The following is an 18,511-nucleotide window of genomic DNA, read 5'->3' on the forward strand; positions in this document are numbered from 1 at the left end:
TAATTTCACAACATTAAATAGGTTTTACAAAGCAACTATTTTTCACCCTAATATAATATATAATCCATCGACATTGCTTTGAAGCGCTCACAAGCCTGTAAAACTACGTCTATCAACCCTAATTCCCTTATTCATCACTTATTTACTGCTTATTCATACTTTCCATCTCCTGCATAACATCAGCAGCAACATCAGCTAAAAGCTCTGACATCTTAATTTCTCTGGATGTTTGTCCTCCATGCTTTAATAATTTTTCTATTAAGTATTGAGTTTTATCTTCTGCTTCTCGTTCAATAAACCTTTGTTGTTCTAGCTTAATTGCGGATACTTCATCTACGATTGCCAAGTCTACAATTTCCTTAATCATGTCAAGATCTCGCTGTGCAAGGAATGTTAATGGTGGTACAACTTGTTGAATTTTCTGTTCAATATCTTTTGATGGAACATAACGTGTAATGAGCCCAAAGCGTTCTGCTGTTTGTGCATCCATGTCTGCACCCGTCAACAAAAACTCTAAAGCTTTTGTTCGACCTAAACGTCGTGCAGCTTGGACAGATCCTTGTCCACCAGGTGGAATATTTATGTTTAACTCAGGCTGAGCAAATACAGCATTTTCTGTACCATATGCTATATCACAAGCCATAACAAATTCGTTTCCACCACCTCTGGCAGCCCCGTCAACGATAGCAAATGTAACGGCATTCATATTTCTCACATCTTCAATCATTTGCATAAAGTTTGCTGTTCCCGTTACTCCTTCTTCCCTTCGGTTTATTACAGTTATGTCTAAATGCGCACTAAAGAAATGTTCATTTTTTGAACGGAAGATAACAACGCGATTGTTTTCATCTTGATTCAATTCTGCTATCACCTGTATCAATTCGACAATAAGCTCATTTGTAAGTAAATTCACTTCGCCATGCTCAATATACACATTCGCAAAACCTGCTTCTTTTTGAACTGTTACACTGTTTGTATTCATCATATATCCTCCTTCTTTTCACATTTAGTAGTTTATCTATCGCGAAGGAAAATATAGATTTGCGATTAAATTAATACATATATAAATAATTGTATAAGATACATTATCTTCCAAAGATATTTTTTTTAATTCGATTTTTATTATTAGTAAGATTCACTTTCACAACATTGTCTATTTTATATAAGGCTCCATTCTTATAGAATGTCGATTTTGAGTTTGACAAGAATAATTTACTTTTTATGGTATTATATATACAGAGTCTTTTTTAGAGAAAGGATCGATTAAATGGCTATTAGGGTTGGTATAGCTTCATTGTTATCAGGTCAAGAAAAAAAAGAAGTATTGCATTATTGGGATGTTTTTAAGGAAGAATATCATTCAGTAGGCGTACAATCTTTTGACCACCCCAATTTAGGATTTCAAGGTGGGGAGTGTTCAGATGTAGAAGCATTAAAGGTTGAATTAGTTAATCTTTGTGAGAGAATTAGACCTTTTGAAATTATTGTAGATGGCTTTGGATACTTTGAATCCCCAGCAAAAGTCGTTTTTTTAAACGTAATTAAAACGAACGCATTGCTTGAATTACATAAAGAAATTAATCGTTTATTAGATGATAAATGTAATGATATATTCGAACTTTATACACCTGAAAATTGGGTACCTCATATCAGTTTGGCAATGGGAGATTTATCAAACGAGCATTTCGATAAGTTCAAAGTAGATTACGCCGAGAAATCACCATCTTTTAACCAAACAATATCTAACCTAGCACTTGTCGAATTTAAGAATAATGGTCGTGTCGAATTGCTTCACTGTTTCGACATTACATAAGTCGTATTACTCACATCTCAACTGATTAGTAGAGGGGATGAAGAAAAAACACTCTGATGAAAGTTTCAATATATCTACTCTTCATCTACCCTTTTCTTAACTTGCATATAGAAACTGAATCAATAAAGATCATTGTCCAAATACTTGATCGCTACTCAAAAACATCATTAGATTACCCTTTCCTCCCTTTCTCACTTCTCGATTTATACTTTTTCTTCATCTCTGCTTCAAGCTTTGAATACTTCTTTGGAGCTGATTCAGTCTGTTGCTTATTTTCACATTCTTGTTTATGCTCATCGAACCACTCTGGCAAACGTTCTTTGTGTGTAGGGTAACTTGTTTTCGTTCGTGGTTTTGTGTGAATCGTAATCGATTGGGCATTCGTTTTTGCATCTTGACGTGATTTTTGCACATATGCTTGTTGTAAAATGTACTGTTTCACATATGCGAATGAAGCGATTCGATCACCTGTATAACGAGGCTGATAATTGGCAAAACATTGTTCCATCCATTCAATTACTTGTTCGTGTGAAATGTCGCTATTGCAGATTTCATACATGTCTGTCATATCTTTTGCACTTAAGTATAACCCTTTGCCACGGAGCTGAATGTATCTATCCTCTATAGTTTGTATCATGTACTCACTTTGTTGCGCTTGAGTTGAATGTGTATCTATGTGTGTTTCTTGTTCTACTTTCTCGTTATCTTCTCTAGTTGTAATCTCTGAAGTAATCTCTGGTATTGCTCGTTCATGTTGAATACCCGATGATTCATTACGATGATTCGAATTATCAGATTGCATGTTCGAGGATTCAGGTTGTGTTTTCACAAGTTCAGTCTGAGCGTTCGACTGCTCAAATAGATATCCTTGTAATGAATAACCTAATGTATGTAAATCCTCCTCAATTTGAAGTAAATTCACGCGATATTGCTTCGTTCGATCCCATCCATACAGTGGATTCGTGCGAACATCAAGCCAATCGTGTTGAATCAACTTATCGAGCAGACGATGGACGGTCGTCTCAGAAATGCCTAACATTGTTTCTTCAACTAATTCGGATGCCTTCTTATAGATCCAACCACTCGTTCGTTCTTCCTTGTCTTCATTTTCTTTCCGTTGTCGCTCTTCCATTAGATATGACTTGGCATCCTTTACTCGCTCTGACCAATAAATCATTTGATTCAACAGAATCGCCATTCGAACATCTTGCGTTAAGGCAACTAACTCTTCCTTCACAACGACCCGCTTCAACTTCCTTACTTCTGTTACTGTCATTGAAATTCGCTCCTCACTATTAAATTTCCATTCATATTGTATATAGCGTTAAAAGTGAAAAGAGCTATGGAAAATTCCAAAAAAATTTTAAAAATAAACATTATCATTAATAATGGCTGCAAAATAATAAGGGAAAACTCATTGAAATCGTTTCCCCTTAGTGCATCTTACAGACTTATTCAATCCATGTTTTCCTAAAGTCATCCATTCCAAATTCATCAAACTTTGTATCTTGAATCGTTTGAGAAAAAGAACGGCTACTTATAGGATGGTACATATATATAATTAGAAATTCCTCGCGTAAATACTTTTCGATTTCATCTATCCAACCTTCTCGGATAGTTGGGTCTATTTCACGCTTAAAGGATTCTAGACAATTATCTATATATTTGATATGTATATCATCAATAAATCTCCTGAATATTAAAGCTTCATTATAAAACGTATGTAAAAATGATATGTGCATATCTGTTGAGGAAACCTCATTCATAAATATTAAATCAGCTTCTTCATCGATTTTTGTTGAATAAAAATTTTCCATATTAAACAACTCACAACGAAGATGGATGCCAACTGAGCGAGCTTCTTCCACGAACCACTCAGCTTCTTCTCTCGAATTAGTAGAATCTTTCGTATAAATAGTAAGCAACTCACCTTGATAGCCTGATTTAGCTATTAATTCCTTTACAAGGCTTTTATCCTTTTTTTGAGGATTTGATTTCCATGGAAAATAACTTGATGATTCAATTAGATTGTCACGACCAAGATTTCCCCACATTTTATTCATATTTAATAAATGATAGATTGCCTTTCGAAAATAATCGTTCTGGATAATTGAAGCACGTCGAAAATTAAAAGCTAGAAAGCGAAATGCTGCCGTAACATCTTGCTTTTGTACCTTACCCTCACCTTTCTCTTCTCCTCTTATTTGAATTGTCATTTGCTCTTCCATCTCATCAGGTACAAAATAAAATTCGATTTCATCTAAAATCGGTCGTTCTAAAAAATAATGATCAAAGGCTTCAAGAACGATCATTGAATCTGTATGCTTTTTCAATTGGAACGGTCCTGTTCCAATCCACTTATTTTCAACTAAAGGTTCATCCTTAGGCAAAATGGAGAAGTTATATGATCCCATATAACGAATAAAAAAGCGGTTAGATTGATTGAGATGGATCGTAACGATATAAGGTGAAACACATTCAATCGACTCAATATCAGCAACTAACCATCGATGTGGTGAAGATTCACTTATAAATCTTTGCAGTGTATGTTTGACATCCTCACTTGTTAAAATCCGTTCGTGATGAAAATGAACGGATTTTCTTAAATAAAATGTCCATGACGTACAATCATCATTGACTTTCCAATGATGAGCGATGTGTGGTTGAACGGAGTTTGTTTCTTTGTTAAACGTAACGAGCGTACTACCTAGTTGCTGTATGAAATACGCTTCTTGATTGATTGAAGATAACAGTGGATCAAGTGTTGACATTTTCTTCTTAATGACTGTACGTAATACTTCTTTCGATTCACTAGTAGATTGAGTACCAAATAACGTTTTCATTTCTTTTGATGCTTTTGAAATCCACATTTTCGGTATCGGCAATTGAAGTAATTTGATAATGTCCTCTAGATTATTATGTTTAATACAATCTAATACCGCATTTTCTATTTCTTGTTTGAATGAATGTTTATAAATGATGCGAGATGCATTCCCCCTACCTCTACCTGGAAAATAAGAATATTTCCCTTCTTTTTCATATTTTTTTATTTTATTTTGGATGTTTTTCCGGTTATAAAACCATATTTGCTCAAGCTCTTTAAACTTAAATGAAACAGTTTTTTCTACTTCTTTATCGTAAAAACACGCTCTCATTTTGTAATAATCAAGATCCTTCATTATCATTCTCCTAATCTCAAAATGTGATTATAAGAAATGCATTCAATCACACAACATCCAAGTAAGGGTTCACATTCTTCTTTTTTAAAAAGGCGTCTTTTTGAATAATATTGTACCCTTTTTTCCTCTTTTAGCACAAAGCATAATTGAACTACAAAATGATAACAAAGGAGGATGTCAAAATGTTTAAAGAGCTACACCCAAATATTCGCATTAGAATTTATACGTCATTTTTAAGTAAGGCCATCAGTTCAATGATTTTCCCATTTATGGCGATTTATTTTACAAAAGAATTAAACGCTACTTACGCAGGGATATTACTAATGATTCAAGTATTCGTTCAATTTATCGCCAGTCTATACGGAGGTTATTTCGCTGATATGGTCGGTAGAAAGAAAATGATGGTTATCGGTGAATATATGCATGTGTTTGCCTTCCTTGGAATGATTACCTTTAACTCTCCACTGATTACATCCCCATGGATTACATTTTTCATGTTATTGATCATGGCGGTATCTGCTGGTTTTATATTCCCTGCTTCAGAAGCAATGTTGATCGATGTTAGTACGAAAGAAACACGAGCGTTCATGTATTCCATTAACTACTGGGCTAACAATTTATCAGTAATGCTAGGCTTAATAATCGGTGGACTGTTATTCAAAACACACCTTTTTGAACTATTAATTGGATTGTTTATCTTGTCGTTAGTCACGTTGTGGATGACCGTTTCACTCATAACAGAATCGTACACTGTCTCCCGTTCTGAACAAATAACAAAACCGTACGGACTTAAACCTATTGTTAAAAGCTATCAAACTGTTATACGAGATATTCCGTTTGTCTTGTTTACACTCGGTGGAATCGCTATTTTGGCAATTGAATTTCAGCGGAACAACTTTATTGCGATAAGGCTAGAAGAAGAAATTGTTCCACGAGTTATATCAGTTGTTGGAAACATTGAATTCACATTAGATGGCATAAAATTATTAAGCTTATTAACTGTAGAAAATACATTAATAATCGTGCTATTTACATCTGTTATCGTGAAATGGATAAGAAATAAACAAGAACAACCAATCATGTATATTGGATTTTTGTTATTCGGACTTGGGTATGGCTTTCTTGCCTTTTCAAATTACACAATCGGGTTAATCATTGCAGTCATTGTTCTATCAATTGGAGAATTAATGTATGTGCCAACTAGACAATCTATTCTCGCTGACATCGTTGACGACTCTCGTCGGGGTGCTTATATGGCATTTAATAGACTTGTATATGAAATCGGGAAATTATTTGGTGCACTCGGCATTATTGTTGGTGAAAGAATCGGTGGGTACGGTATGAGTATGTTATATGTTATTTTCACACTCGTTGGCATCATTTTAACAAAATTAGCCATCATGAAACGAAATGAGAAAACACGAATACAACAACCTTTAATGACTGTTTGTAATTCAGGACAAGAAAAGTAACGAATCAACAGCAAATTCATATCCATTTACTCTACAACACTGTTTTGAGTCATTTTACAATTGATGGTTTTGAAAAAAAATCAATTCCGTTTCACCCCCTATGCTTTTCTCTAAGACTATAGACGTAGATAATTTCTTATTTTCTAAATCAAAATCCGTAGAAAAAACTCAAGATTATCTACGATTTCATCCAATTAACTATTCTGTACAATAAAGTCAGATACTTAAAGGGGGATTCAAAATGGATATAATTAAATATTTACAAAGAATAAATTCAAACTCACTCACTGGAAATAAACTAGAAGATTTGAGAAATTTAATCACTCAACACTTATATACAGTTCCTTTCGAAAATTTAGATGTCGTGAATAAGGTGCCTATCAAACTTGATTTAGAAAATATCTATAAAAAAATCGTAATGAATCACAGAGGAGGGTTTTGTTATGAGATAAACGGATTGTTTAATTGGTTATTAAACAACTTGGGCTATGATGTGAAAATGATTTCGACTACTTTTTCCAATGGTAAAGGTGGATGGTATCGAGCAAACACTCATTTAGCAAACATCGTAACAATTGATGGCATTGATTATTTAGTTGATGTTGGCGGTGGGGATTTAGTTCGCTCACCTCTACCTCTATCAGGCACTGTAAATGAAGATATTAGTGGAAAATATCGAATACAACGTACTGACGGCGTTTATTACGAGTTACAAAAATATGCAAATGATGAATGGAGTACTCACTATCGTTTCAGTACAGCTCCAAGAAAATATGATTTCTTTACTGATGTTTGCGAGTTTAATCAAACAAGTCCAGAATCAAAATTTACTCAACAAACAATTACAACATTAGCAAACGCCACTGGACGAGTTACAATTTCTGATCAATATCTAATCATTACTGAAAATGGCAAGAAATCTAAGGAAGAATACGCAACAGCTGACTTTGATCACATATTATCTACTCATTTCAATATGCAATTGAATAGGTGAAAGACATCTGTGAAATTAAGTGAAATTTTCAATGAAAGATATATTTATCTATCCTTGGTTAATCAACTAAAAAATCTTACAATCAGATGAATGAATTTGTCCAACTGCTTGTAAGATTTTTTTCAACTGCTATTATAAATGTCGACAGTTCAAATACTGATTGATATATTGCTTCAGTTACCTTCATAGAGAATGAGATACGACTACTTTTACGTAACTAGACTGAATTTCAAACATTTTTACATTTGCACATGGAAAAAGATACCCTCATTCCTTGATACACCTTTAAATAGAAGGAGTTCTGAGTCAATATTAATGTAAATATTGTCCTCCGCTATTTTCAATGGGTCATCTTGCAACCAAAAAGACATCCCATTATACCTTGGAATGCCCTTTCCTTATTTATCCACGGTTCAACATTTCACGTGTCACTATAGGGTATATTATACGGACTTCAAGAATCAATAGTAACATCAAACTCTATATTCTTAGTGTCTGGATGGTAGGTTATATTCTTGAGTGTTATTCCAGAAGGTTTGTCAGGGAAAGAAGTAGAAATTGATCCTGTATCGGAAAGCTGTGTTACATTTCTTGTACCGGGAAACGGGTCACCTGAATCTCCAGCATTTCGATCATTAGGGTCAAGTAAATCGTTTTTTCCGTCAGCTTGAATTAATAACATTCCAGGTCTAGCACTCCCCTCCATACCTTCTGATTCATCTATTCTCCATACCAACAGCCCTTCACCGGGAAGTTCACTGTCGAATACTTCTTTAGAACGATTTTCTAGAATTAAATATTGATCGTTTTCATAACCTGGTCCTGTAATTTTAAGTACTTTACCACCTGAACGTGTAATTGGCGCTAAAACAATACCCGTTCGAGTCTCATGAATTTCTTCAACATCAACCCATCCATGTTGCAGCTTATGAATTCCCGCAGGGTGAACTGGGCGCATTTCCCGTCCAGCATATGAACCACTTGCCATTAAATCCCACATACCATTCCCATCCCAATGATCTCCATCTCTACCTTCATTAGGGTCATAAAAGTCTTCCCACTGAAATGCGAGGTGTCCGAGTTCATGGGCACAGACTCCTAATAATGCTTCCTGTGGGACCATTAAGTAAGTTTTTGCAAACAGTTCATTAGAAACCATCTGTGGTTTTTTCATGTCCCACTTATGAGACCAGATATGTTGCCCTCTCAAAGGGGGGAATAGTTTTTCAGCACCTCGTCCTGCATGAACTATAAATAGTGAAGTGATTGTACCGTTTCCAAGGACGTCTAGCTGAGAACTAAAATCTATTCCTTGAGCAAGTGCTTCTTTTACTGCGTCTTCAGCTAGCCCTCTAGCATCTCTTGGATAATAGTCTCTATTTAACATATCAGTAAGTCCAGAATTTCCGTTAGTATAGTAGGAATAATTTTGTGGCATTCTAAGCCAACCATGTACTTCACCATGAACACGTACTTTTCCTCGGCTGACTTCATAATAGTAATCAGCCATGCTTCCTGTCGGATAAGAATTATAAGAGAAAAGTAAATCCTCATAATGATCTTTAGGCAGATACCCTTGTAAATCTGGGAAATCTACTAATAACACCATCACTTGTAAATCGCCAACCACAGGAGTATGTGGAGTGGAAATCATGTTCACTTCTCCGTTATGGGCAACTCCTACAGAGCTATCATCCATACCATGAATATTGTGTGCTGGATTTTGGTAGCCGCGAGCCACTAAAAACTGCCTAAAAGTAAAGCCTAATGGTTTACCCTTTTGGTTGTATTCGTTTATTAGATAATTAGTTACTTCAGGAGATGGAGGAACAGCATTGAATTTTTTCATTGTTTTTCCCTTCCCTACTCTATAAATTTAATATATCTAAAGAAAGTTATCTGTTTCGCTATTATTGATAACACCTATATTATTCTTATTATCAGAATTTTTTTACTATCCAATCAATTCTAGGAAATCTTAACTCATGATGATGGTAGCATCTACTAATTTTCCCACTCATATTCGAAAATTTAACTTTTTGAACACATAAAAGAATAAAGTGAAACTTCCATCAGTGGAGGTATTTCTTCATTCTCCACTGATGGTTAGTTGAACCAATCAGGTAATTACTGACGCTTATACCACAGGGGTATGACCATGGCCCCTCCCACTTAAACTTCGTTGATTCTCCAAATTTTTGAAGTGGGAGTCTTAGCGACAGTTGAACCTTGGTAAAGTGAAACTATTATAAGGGACCAAATTAATAGAAAGTAATTCATATAAACTGAAAAATATTTTTTCTTCAACATACGGACACTATTGTGAAATAAAAAATAGAGCCATCCCTAAAGTCGTATTTCTAATTTGCTGTTTGTAAGGTTGCTTTTGATTGTACGACATATTCCCCAACTGCTATTCCTTCACTCTCATCTGTCAGAAATACAACTTTATGTGGAGTAGCTTGATTCGTTCCCATATTTCCGTCCCCAAGCTGACCGTAAAAGTTCCATCCCCACGAATATACCGTTCCATCACTTGCCAATGCTATTGAGTGAAAGACTCCAACCGCTACTTGTTCGATTTTGGCTCCTTCGGGGATTGTGATCGCTGTCGGACTTGCTTGATTCGTTCCTATATTTCCGTCTCCTAGTTGACCAACATCGTTCAATCCCCACGTATACACTGTTCCATCACTTGCTAGTGCCATTGTGTGAATGTTACCAGCTTCTACTTGTTCGATCGTAACTCCTTCCGGCATTGTAATCGCTGTCGGACTTGCTTTATCAGCCCCAAATCCGCTATCACCATCTCCTAGCTGGCCAGAATAGTTTCTTCCCCACGCATACATCGTTCCATCACTTGCTAGTGCTATTGTGTGAGCGCCTCCTGCTGCTATTTGTTCGATCGTGACCCCTTCAGGCATTGGGATCACTATCGGGCTAGCTTGATTCGTTCCGCTACTTCCGTCTCCCAGTTGACCATAATAGTTTCTTCCCCACGCATACATCGTTCCATCACTCGCTAGCGCTACTGTGTGAAAGTTTCCTACCCCTACTTGTTCGATCATGACCCCTTTAGGCATCGAGATCGCTGTTGGGCTAACTTGATTCGTTCCTATATTCTCGTCTCCTAGCTGACCATCTTCGTTACTTCCCCACGTATACATCGTTCCATCGCTTGCTAATGCTACTGAGTGATAGATTCCTGCAGCTACTTGTTCTATCTTGGCTCCTTCGGGTATTGTAATCGCTGTCGGAGTAGCTTGATTCGTTCCTATATTCCCATCCCCAAGCTGACCAAAGTCATTACTTCCCCATTCATACATCGTTCCATCGCTTGCTAATGCTATTGTGTGATTGCGTCCTGCAGCTACTTGTTCTATCTTGGCTTCTCCGGGCATTGTGATCGCTATCGGACTAGCTTGATTCGTTCCTATATTCCCATCTCCCAGCTGGCCATCTTTGTTACTTCCCCACGTATACACCGTTCCATCACTTGCTAACGCTATTGTGTGACCATAGCCAAGTGAAATCTTTTCAATATTAGGTAACGCTGTTTCGTTTTTTGGCACAGTAGCGTAGGCAAACGAAGGTAGCGCAATTGGCAAGATCAGTAGTATAAATAAGATAATTTTCAACATATATGATATTCGCTTTTTCATCACATACACCCCACTCCCCCAATTAAAAAGTTAAATATAACCATTAATTAAAATTTTATCATAAGAACCTAAATAAAATTTCAAATAGACCAAGAAAAGGTTATAACCGATTAAATCTTTCAAAATCTGATAAAAAAGTTCACCTTATACGACAATGTTTATATTATGGTAAAGGAGATAATCAATTAACTAATATGTTGTAACATTGCTCTTTACCGATACTTGGAGATCCAATAAATTGAAATAACCATAAATGGAGGTATTCCTTCATCCTCCACTTATGGTTAGTTGAATCTATCAGATTATTACTGATGCTTATACTACAAGGGTATCACTAAAGCCCACTCCCACTTAACTTCGTTGATACCCCTAAGTTTTGAAGTGGAAGTCTTAGCTTCAGTTGATTCTTAATAAAAATGAACTCATGTTGTGCTAGCGTTATTTTGAGATCGCTTGCAGCTTACTTCACTGATTACTTTTCTTATATCGCCATGAGGAATCGTTCACCTCAAATTTCTTTTAAGCATTGTTCAATGTTCTTTTTTAATGTTTCTAATTCTGAAATATTGCTAACTTTCATATAGAAACTTTTTAAAAATGTCTTGCTGTTAAATAATAAGAAATAGTAATTTTGATTATCGAGTTGCTCCTTTTGTCTTTCTAACACTTCAGGTATTTTTTGCACAAGCGTTACTATTTCTTGTACTTCTAGCCCTTTATCTAACATCGTGATAATAGGTGTTAATATCCTTTCGTCTTCATTGTGAATATACACACTATTAGATGCAAAAATTTTATTCCATAATGGATACAAAATTTCCCTAAAAGAGTCTTGTGTCATATTATGATTTTTAACTAGTTCATCAATTGCATCTGCTACATGAGCAATACTATGTGCCCATCCTCTTTCAGGTACATATCCCCTTAAGTCTTTTTCCATGTTTATGTATTGAATTAGTTTTTCTTTTAACTTATAAACAGAGCTAGCTAAAAGAAATTTTTCTTCGTTATCTCTATGTAAAATGAGTGATATTAGTAGTGAAGTAAATGCCCTTGTAAAAACAGTTTCTGTTCCGTTTTCTCCAATCCCTTTAAACAATAAGTCATTTAAGTATTTTTCTAATAGTTCTTTTAATAGTTCGGGTTCGAGCTGTTTTTCTTCAATTATGATTCTGTAAAATGTTGCATAAATCAATTCTCTAGTTTCTTCATCTATTGATCCGATATGTTCAATCATAGATTGTACGATTAATGATCTATTCTCTTCACTCAAGTTTGCCTTTCTATTTATAATATCATCTAACAAATTCTTCAAATTACTTTCTTTCATAACTACATGATTTAATATTGAATTCATATGTATTCCCCTTCGTTAAACGTAATTGATTGCTGTCACAACTTTAAAACGATCAATAATCAATCGAGAAGACCTTAGATTTTAGAATGATTATTTTTGATTTTACTAAAATCAAATATTGTCCTGTAATTAACAAGACCAATTTAAGGTTATTATAACAAATTTGTGAAATCATAGAATAATATTGGTAAAAGCTTTAGTAAAGTTCAATAAAAAGCCTCAACCTAAAATAATGAGACTCATGTTCTTAATATTGTAAAAATTAATTATTTCCCTGTTGTAATATTTCCTACCTTATCCTTCCATAATGATTAAGAGAAGGTAATCACCGATAACATTTATAATAGCTTCATTGACATTATGGTAGTTTCACAACCACGATTTAATACAAATCGTTTTAGAATCCCCCATCTTCATTTGATTCTCGTCAAATATTATCATCATTAAATCATTTGCATAAGTCAAACAACCCTAAAGCTGTTTACTTTAGGGACAACTGTTTATTGTTTTGTAGAGTCATTGATTATAATGCTTTTTGTAGATATTTTCGTCGGATTCTTGTTTGCGATCGATATCAAAATATTACATAAATAACTATATTTTCGTTATTATGGTAATTTTGTGAAGGAGTTAACATATATTTAATCGAATAGTTTAAAAGTATTGGAAAATAGGTGTTAAGAAAGAAGGAGATGCTAGTATGGAAAAAGTAGTTTTTGACTTATATTCCTCAGAGTATCAACATAATCCCTATCCAACTTTAGAATATTTTAGAGAGCATGACCCTATTCACCCATTCTATGTTTACCTCGGTGATATAAAAGCAAATGCTTGGTTGATAACTCGTTATCAAGATGTACTCGCTCTATTTAACCACAAATATGTGACAAAAGACGTTATCAACAATTTAAATGAAGAGGAAAAAAAAGAATGGAAATACGGTAGTAATATCGAGTTGATTTTCAACAATATGTTATTTAAAGACCCTCCAGATCATTCACGCTTACGAACTCTTGTTCATAAAGTGTTTACACCAAAAATGATATCAGAGCTTAAAAATAGAATTGAACAAATCTCTATCGAACTAATAGAAAAGATGAAAGATAAAAAAAATGTCGACTTATTGGATGATTATGCATATCCTCTACCAGTAACCGTAATTTCTGAGATGATGGGCATCCCAAAGGAAGATCGCAATAAATTTCGAGTGTGGTCAAAAATGATTACTGATATTTCAAATAATGCAGAAGAAGTTCAAAAGTTCGAGTCTTCAATTCAGGAATTTATGCAATATTTAGAAGAGACTATAGAGAAGAGAAAAAAAGTCCCTTCTGACGACATCATTAGTGGCCTAGTCATCGTAGAAGAAAACGGAGAAATGCTCTCTCATAATGAGCTTTTATCCATGCTACTTTTATTAATTGTTGCTGGACACGAAACAACAGTAAATCTAATTGGAAATGGAATGTTAGCTCTTCTTCAACACCGAGATCAACTAGAAAAATTAAGAGAGAATCCTGAATATATAAAAACAGCGATAGAAGAGTTGTTACGATTTACAAACCCTGTAGAATTCGCCACTGAAAGATACGCTAGGGAAGATTTTATATTTCATGGAAATGAGATAAAAAAGGGAGATTTTCTGTTTTTGGGATTAGCTGCAGCAAACCGAGACCCTTTACAATTTGCAAACCCTAATGAGCTTGATATTACAAGGCACCCAAATAAACACCTTGCCTTTGGTCATGGTATACATGCTTGTTTAGGAGCACCTTTAGCTCGATTAGAAGGACAAGTTGCATTCCAACACCTTCTTGAACATTTCCCTAATATTTCACTAGATGTCGATGATAAAGAGATAATATGGAGACGATCCGAAATTTTTAGAGGTCTTGAAGCGTTACCAATACACTGGTAAACTCCACTATTAAAAATGAAACTGCCGTATGTAAATTTCTACATACGGTAGTTTCATTTTTTGATTAAACAAAACCTTGCTATACGATTAACAGGGATCGTTTAGTACCTTGTCATCAGCTTATTTGCCTTCCCTCACACTACTTACAACATAGATAAACGCATCAGGAGTAGAGCACAAATAATAACTCCCTGAACCCAATAATTGAACATATACTAATTGGACTACATGTACTTAAAGGTAAGAAATACATTCAAAAGAACAAAGTTTATTTATTGTATTATAAAAGCATGAACATTCTCTTAAATGCTGTAAACATTATGTTGAAAATTACTAAACTTCAACATTCTTATCTAATTTAAAAAATAAAATTAAGAATATTATAGCAAATTAAAGAAAAATATAGATGAAGACTTTCGTAAAGTTCAATAAAAGAACTAAATCTACAAAAAAGCAAAATAAAACAAGGGCATTTCTACCCTTGTTAATAGACGATACAAGAATGTTTCAACATTAATGCAAAATCAGATTATTTTTTTATCAAAGGAATTTGTAACTCGGTAAGCCATTCATCTTCATTTTCTTTATTCCAAATACCATCAATATAGCTTTCTCGTGGACTATCAACAATTACATATCCGTTATCTTCACACCACTTAAAAGCAAATGCATATGCCTTTGCAAGTCCAGCATATGCTCCCTTGTGCATAACGCAAACTGCAGGTACGCTTTCAATCTTTCTAAATTTAATATCGTCAGTTTCTTTACCCATTTTTTCAACCGCTTCACAGAATTCAATATTAATATCTTTATCTTTGTATTCATTGTCAAGATACTTGATGAAGCAATACTCAGGAACAGTAGGTTTTAATTCAGGATTTGCAGCAGTAATCTCTTGTCCAATTGCCGGTATGAGCTCGAAATATGAGTCATAACTTGGCACTGTCATCTTCTTTGAATAGACGATACACTCTGGTAATTCTTTTAAAATCGCTTGATAATTCATAATTAACTCCTCCTCTTTCCCTTGTAATATAAATTCAATTCTAGAGAGCTGTGCATGACTTTGAGCGATCGTATCTTCTAATTCACTTTTTCGTTTTTCCAAAATTAATTCTATACAGTGTCCAGATATAATCAGCTTGATTTCATCAATTGATAAACCAATTTGGCGAAAAGATTGAATTTTGTGAAGTTCTACTAACTGTTTTGTTGTATAAAAACGATAGTTTGTTTCCTCATCCACAAATTCAGGTTTTAATAAATCAATTTCATCATAATACCTTAATGCTTTTACTGTAGTTTTCGTAAGTTTGGAAAATTCGCCTATTCGAAACATATACACACCTCCTTTCCTTGTAAATTAAGATTACAGTTTCCTCTAAGGGGAGTGTCAATAAGTCTTTTTATATTTTATAGGGATGCTACTAGCAAAAAGCGCAAAACGTACGCTAAGAGATTTGTTCAGCTAGCCTTGAGTTTCTTAATACCTTACAACTAAAGGGTTTATGAGGATTTTTCACATCAATTGGTGTTCAATAACTTATTCACTTATCAATATTCAGTTAATAAGAGATAAATAAGATTTGCTTCGCGGATGTTTTGCACGACATGTTGATAAGACCACATTAAAAAGTAAATTATATAAACAGACTGTATACCATGGTGATAGCTTTATTGTTTGTAAGTGTGAAACTTTCACAACATATCATATGTAAATATGCCATAAGAATATCAAATTTCAGCACCGTTTCACACTCATTATTTCTATGATAAGAGAAAGGACAAAATTTCATATGATTATATAATCACTCTAGTTTAGTTGTTGAATAGTAGACGGAAACTGCGACAATCTTAGTCAAACATACATTTCAAACTGAAGTACAAGCAAAGTCAAGCAATTTCTCATAAAATATCGTAACTTCAAATTTAATGTGAGGTGTATGGAAATGGCGATACATGTTGTGCCATCTGATGCTTTTCCTAGCATTCAAGATGCAGTTGACTTTGCGAGTAATGGGGATAGTATTCAAGTATTAGCTGGTACGTTTGATGGATTTAATGTGCCCTTTGCAAAAACAAATTTAAAGATTTTTGGTTGTGGAATTGGGAAAACAATCATTGCTGGATTACCCGGTATGGGATCAACTGGTATATTAATTGATGGAAATGGAACGATTTTACAAGGTTTTACAGTGCAAGGATTTTCAGATGGCATTAATTTATCATCAAATAACTCCATAACAAAACAAATCGAGGTTATTCTGAATAGAACTTGTGGGATTCTAGTTGGGGCTGATAATAATGCTCTTATTGAGATTTCTGCCATATTTAACGAAGTAGGATTTGACATTAATTCTAGTGATAATCTTATTCTTCGTTGTAAAGCAGAACAAAATTTAACAGAAGGGTTTTGTTTGGCAGGAAGAGAAAATTGTATTCTGGACAATTCTTCAAAAGAAAATGGTGGAGACGGATTCTTGATCGATAATGATGAAATGAAAGTATTTAATAATAAATCTATAAAAAATAATGCAAATGGAATAAATATAGATCTAGATCAAAATTTTCTCATAACAAATCTAATTTGTGATAATAGTGAAAATGGAATTTTCATTCAGACTGGTGCTGAACAAAACGTCCTTGACTCCAACATCGTCCGTAACAACGGAAATGATGATACAACCGCGGGCATTTTTGTTGAAAACGGCGCAACTGAGAATGTCATTCATTTTAACAAAGCAAAAAATAATATTATCGTTGATATAAATGCACAAGGTGGGATAGGAACAAATATCTATGACGGAAACAAATGTGAAAATAGTTCTCCACCTAATCTATGTACGTAACCGAGATGCTCCCATCCTTAAGGGAGTATGATACATAAGATGTCAATGAACTATTTGTGTCATAGTACGGAGAAACAGTAACATAAAAATTCTTAGTCAAAGATACATTCTCAAGTAGCGTACAAGCAAAGGAAGTCCATCTTTCATAGAATGTAGTAACTTTGTAATCTGAGAAAGGTGTGTGGAATATGGCAATACATGTTGTTCCGACTGAGTTTGCTACGGTTCAAGCAGCAATCGATGCTGCTGTTGCTGGTGATAGTATTCAAATTTTAGCTGGTACATTTGATGGGTTTAATGTGAATAAGGAACGATTGAAGATATTTGGTTGTGGGATTGGCAAGACGATTATAGCTGGAGCACCTGCGATGGGAAGCGATGATGGTATTGTTGTAAGTGCGAATCAAACAATATTAAAGGGATTTACAGTTCAAGGATTTGAAGATGTTGGTGTCCAAATAGATTCCAATAACAATGTCGTGAAACAAATTGAGGTGAAATTTAACAGAATTGACGGTATCGATTTATTTGGTATTAATAACTTATTAATACACTGCTTAAGTCAATTTAATAGTTCTGATGGTATCTCTGTTAGTTCTGGCTCTCAACACAATTGTATTATTAAGTGTAAATCTATTCAAAATGATAGTATTGGTATTATAATTCGAGCTCAATTTAACAAACTTATAAACAATACAATAAAGGAAAATAAAGATGATGGTGTGTCACTGTCTACAAATGGAACTAGCACTTTAAGCACTTTAATTAATACCCAATTATTAAACAATAATGGGGACGGTATACGAGTTTTGAGTAACAATAACAACATCATTGGAAATATGGTATGTAATAATGGAGAATGCGGTATTATTGTAAATGTTAATAGGGAAAACAACATCCTCGACTCAAACGTCGTCAGAAATAACGGAATTGACGGTATTTTAATTCGAGACGATACAATGAATAACACTATTCGATTTAATAAAGTGAAAAATAATGTTGAGTTTGATATAGAGGCAGAAGGAAATGCTATTAATAATAACACATTCAACGGAAACAAATGTGAAAACAGTTCTCCTGATGGATTGTGTACATGAACAACAATGCTCCTTACTTTGGAGTATGTTTGATGAAATATTTGTGTCGCATTACGTTAATATTATGGCACTACTATAGTCAAACATTTATTTTAAACCAAAGTACAAGCAAAGAAATTCCTTCACTCATATAATTTAGTAAATCTAAATTTAAGGAGAGGTTGGTAAAG

The 18,511-nt window shown here is 34.2% G+C and carries 13 protein-coding genes; 6 read left to right on the plus strand and 7 right to left on the minus strand.

The features are described 5' to 3' along the window. Window positions 1-142: 142 nt before the first annotated feature. Window positions 143-982 carry an enoyl-CoA hydratase/isomerase family protein gene (locus tag BFG57_RS17795; RefSeq protein ID WP_069718852.1) on the minus strand — a complete coding sequence of 280 codons (840 nt, stop codon included), beginning with the start codon at window positions 980-982 and terminating at the stop codon, window positions 143-145. 285 nt (window positions 983-1,267) lie between these two features. Between BFG57_RS17795 and BFG57_RS17800 the strand changes: the two genes are divergently transcribed. After that, a complete protein-coding gene (locus BFG57_RS17800; RefSeq protein WP_069718853.1) occupies window positions 1,268-1,813 on the plus strand; it encodes a 2'-5' RNA ligase family protein in 546 nt (181 codons plus the stop codon). 172 nt (window positions 1,814-1,985) lie between these two features. On the opposite strand, the gene BFG57_RS17805 is transcribed toward BFG57_RS17800, so the two are convergent. Further along, complete coding sequence (locus tag BFG57_RS17805; RefSeq protein WP_069718854.1) at window positions 1,986-3,089, minus strand: hypothetical protein; 1,104 nt, start codon at window positions 3,087-3,089, stop codon at window positions 1,986-1,988. Window positions 3,090-3,264: 175 nt separating this feature from the next. Next, window positions 3,265-4,992, minus strand: coding sequence for an ABC transporter substrate-binding protein (locus BFG57_RS17810; protein ID WP_069718855.1), 1,728 nt, complete (start codon window positions 4,990-4,992; stop codon window positions 3,265-3,267). Window positions 4,993-5,174: 182 nt separating this feature from the next. Between BFG57_RS17810 and BFG57_RS17815 the strand changes: the two genes are divergently transcribed. Continuing rightward, complete coding sequence (locus BFG57_RS17815; protein ID WP_069718856.1) at window positions 5,175-6,464, plus strand: MDR family MFS transporter; 1,290 nt, start codon at window positions 5,175-5,177, stop codon at window positions 6,462-6,464. Window positions 6,465-6,705: 241 nt separating this feature from the next. Continuing rightward, window positions 6,706-7,458, plus strand: a complete 753-nt coding sequence (locus tag BFG57_RS17820; RefSeq protein WP_069718857.1) for an arylamine N-acetyltransferase family protein — start codon at window positions 6,706-6,708, stop codon at window positions 7,456-7,458. Window positions 7,459-7,912: 454 nt separating this feature from the next. On the opposite strand, the gene BFG57_RS17825 is transcribed toward BFG57_RS17820, so the two are convergent. The 3 genes from BFG57_RS17825 to BFG57_RS17835 all read right to left on the minus strand — a co-directional run bounded on the left by BFG57_RS17825 (window position 7,913) and on the right by BFG57_RS17835 (window position 12,477). Then, a complete protein-coding gene (locus BFG57_RS17825) occupies window positions 7,913-9,307 on the minus strand; it encodes a M6 family metalloprotease domain-containing protein (protein ID WP_069718858.1) in 1,395 nt (464 codons plus the stop codon). Window positions 9,308-9,818: 511 nt separating this feature from the next. Continuing rightward, window positions 9,819-11,120: an RCC1 domain-containing protein gene (locus BFG57_RS17830; RefSeq protein WP_139125185.1), complete on the minus strand. Its 1,302-nt coding sequence runs from the start codon at window positions 11,118-11,120 to the stop codon at window positions 9,819-9,821. Between the two features lie 508 nt (window positions 11,121-11,628). Beyond that, complete coding sequence (locus BFG57_RS17835) at window positions 11,629-12,477, minus strand: DUF2785 domain-containing protein (protein WP_083249330.1); 849 nt, start codon at window positions 12,475-12,477, stop codon at window positions 11,629-11,631. A 700-nt stretch (window positions 12,478-13,177) separates the two neighbouring features. Between BFG57_RS17835 and BFG57_RS17840 the strand changes: the two genes are divergently transcribed. Then, entirely contained in the window at window positions 13,178-14,395 is a 1,218-nt protein-coding gene (locus BFG57_RS17840) for a cytochrome P450 family protein (RefSeq protein ID WP_069718860.1), read from the plus strand. Window positions 14,396-14,924: 529 nt separating this feature from the next. Here the strand turns inward: BFG57_RS17840 and BFG57_RS17845 are convergent. Beyond that, entirely contained in the window at window positions 14,925-15,734 is an 810-nt protein-coding gene (locus BFG57_RS17845; RefSeq protein WP_069718861.1) for a MerR family transcriptional regulator, read from the minus strand. A 610-nt stretch (window positions 15,735-16,344) separates the two neighbouring features. Here BFG57_RS17845 and BFG57_RS17850 point away from each other — a divergent pair. Continuing rightward, on the plus strand, window positions 16,345-17,244 hold the full coding sequence (locus BFG57_RS17850; protein WP_069718862.1) for a right-handed parallel beta-helix repeat-containing protein: 900 nt from the start codon (window positions 16,345-16,347) through the stop codon (window positions 17,242-17,244). Between the two features lie 188 nt (window positions 17,245-17,432). After that, window positions 17,433-18,341 carry a right-handed parallel beta-helix repeat-containing protein gene (locus BFG57_RS17855; protein ID WP_069718863.1) on the plus strand — a complete coding sequence of 303 codons (909 nt, stop codon included), beginning with the start codon at window positions 17,433-17,435 and terminating at the stop codon, window positions 18,339-18,341. Window positions 18,342-18,511: the final 170 nt, after the last annotated feature.

Source organism: Bacillus solimangrovi, assembly GCF_001742425.1.
In the GTDB taxonomy this organism is placed as follows: domain Bacteria; phylum Bacillota; class Bacilli; order Bacillales; family Bacillaceae_N; genus Bacillus_AV; species Bacillus_AV solimangrovi.